This window comes from Streptomyces sp. NPDC049577, assembly GCF_040675635.1.
Lineage (GTDB): Bacteria > Actinomycetota > Actinomycetes > Streptomycetales > Streptomycetaceae > Streptomyces.
Genome location: NZ_JBFAPH010000585.1, coordinates 1 through 2,057, shown reverse-complemented (window position 1 = coordinate 2,057; position 2,057 = coordinate 1). Strand labels below are relative to the sequence as shown.

The following is a 2,057-nucleotide window of genomic DNA, read 5'->3' as shown; positions in this document are numbered from 1 at the left end:
GTGCCACCGTGACGCTCGATCCGTCGTCGGTGACGGCGGGCGGCTCGTCCTCGCTGACGGTCCGGACGACCGCCGCCACCCCGCCCGGCACGTATCCGGTCATCGTCCGGGGCACCGCGCCCTCGGGGTCCCGCAGCGCCGCGTTCACCCTGACCGTCACCGGCTCCGGCTCCTCCGGCCGGCTGGTCAACGGCGACTTCGAGACGGGCGGCACGGCGCCCTGGACCTGTGATTCCGGCAGCTCGGTGGTGAGCGCCCCGGTGCATTCGGGCGGTCACGCGCTCCTGCTCGCGCCCGGACCGGACCGGACGGGCGAGTGCCGGCAGACGGTGACGCTGGCGCCCCGCACCGCCTACACGCTGACCGGCTGGGTCCGCGGTGACTACGCCTACCTCGGCGTGAGCGGCGGCGCCACGGCGAGCACCTGGGCGTCCTCCGGCGCGTGGACGAGGCTGACGGTGCCCTTCACCACGGACGCCACGGGCACGGTCACCGTCTATGTGCACGGCTGGTACGGCCAGGGTGCCGTCGGCGCCGACGACCTCTCGCTCGGCTGACCGCACCCCCTCCCCGGGTCACCACCATCCGGCAGACAATCATTTTATTAGTTGCGCAAGCAATGAACTGTAGTCTGGCCCCGGCATGGCGGTTCGGAGCACCGACCCGGGGAGGGCGTGACCCGTGAGAACCTCGCTCGTGCGTGCGCGGAGCCGGCACCCCGTGCTCCGGATGCTCGACCACTCCTCGCCGCTGTGGCGGCTGGACTGGCCGATGCTGTGGTCGGTCGTGGCCCTGGGAGTGACCGGCGGGCTGCTGACGTGGTCGGCGACCTTCCAGCGGCAGGACGTCAACGGCGCCGATCCCCATACGTACCTCAAGCGGCACCTGCTCAATCTCCTCATCGGCCTGCTGCTGTGCGCCGTCCTGAGCTTCGTGGACCACCGCCGGCTGCGCGGTTACGCCCCCGTCCTCTACGGCGTGGCGCTCCTCTTCCTGGCCACCGTGCTGACTCCGCTGGCCAGCACGATCAACGGCGCGCACTCCTGGATCGAGCTCGGCGGCGGGTTCTCCCTCCAGCCGTCGGAGTTCACCAAACCGGCCCTGGTGGTGATGCTGGCGGCGCTGCTGGCCGAGGCGCGCGACCTGCGGCACGCCGAGGCGCCCGGCACCCGCCAGACTCTCGCGGCCCTGGCCCTGTTCGCCGTGCCCGCCGTGGTCATCATGGCCAGTCACGAGCTGGGCACCAGTCTGGTGCTCGCCGCGATCACGGCGGGGATGCTGTTCGCCTCCGGCGTGCGGACCCGCACGCTGGCGGTGCTGGCCGGTCTGGCCGGGGCGGTCGTCGCCGCCGTCCTGGGGCTGCGGCTGCTCAGCGCCTACCAGATCAACCGGTTCGCCGCCTTCGCCGATCCCCAGCTGGACCCCGGCGGGGTGGGCTACAACACGCACCAGGCCCGGATCGCGATCGGTGCGGGCGGGCTCGCCGGGCAGGGGCTGTTCCACGGGAACCAGACGAACGGGGGGTTCGTGCCCGAGCAGCAGACCGACTTCGTCTTCACCGTGGCCGGCGAGGAGCTCGGCTTCCTCGGCGCCGGCCTCGTCATCGCCCTGGTGGGCGTCGTGCTGTGGCGCGGCCTGCTGATCGCCCGCCGGGCGGGTGACATGTTCACCACGCTGCTCGCGGTGGGCGTCGTGTGCTGGCTGGCCTTCCAGTCGTTCGAGAACATCGGGATGACGCTGGGCATCATGCCGGTGGCGGGGATCCCCCTGCCGTTCGTCTCCTACGGCGGTTCCTCGATGTTCGCCGTGTGCGGGGCGGTCGGGCTGCTGCAGTCCATCCGGGCCGACTCCCGGCGTCCGCGCAGCGGCTGAGGCGCAGGCGGGAAGGGGACGGACATGACACTCGTGACAGGACGGCACTTCCGGTACCTCGTGACGGCCGGGGCGCTGGGGGTGGCCCTGGCCCTCCTCGCCGCCGCTCCGGCGCCGGCCAAGGGCGCCATGCACCTCTCGGCGGCCGCGCACACCGTCCGCAACGGCCAGGCGGTCCGGGTCAG

The 2,057-nt window shown here is 72.6% G+C and carries 2 protein-coding genes; both read left to right on the top strand.

What is annotated here, in order from left to right; translation table 11 throughout:
* Window positions 1-557 (top strand): carbohydrate binding domain-containing protein (locus AB0K09_RS32955; RefSeq protein ID WP_366069069.1); only part of this gene is annotated, 557 nt, incomplete at its 5' end.
* A gap of 124 nt (window positions 558-681) precedes the next feature.
* Window positions 682-1,872 carry a rod shape-determining protein RodA gene (gene rodA, locus AB0K09_RS32950; RefSeq protein ID WP_366069068.1) on the top strand — a complete coding sequence of 397 codons (1,191 nt, stop codon included), beginning with the start codon at window positions 682-684 and terminating at the stop codon, window positions 1,870-1,872.
* Window positions 1,873-2,057: the final 185 nt, after the last annotated feature.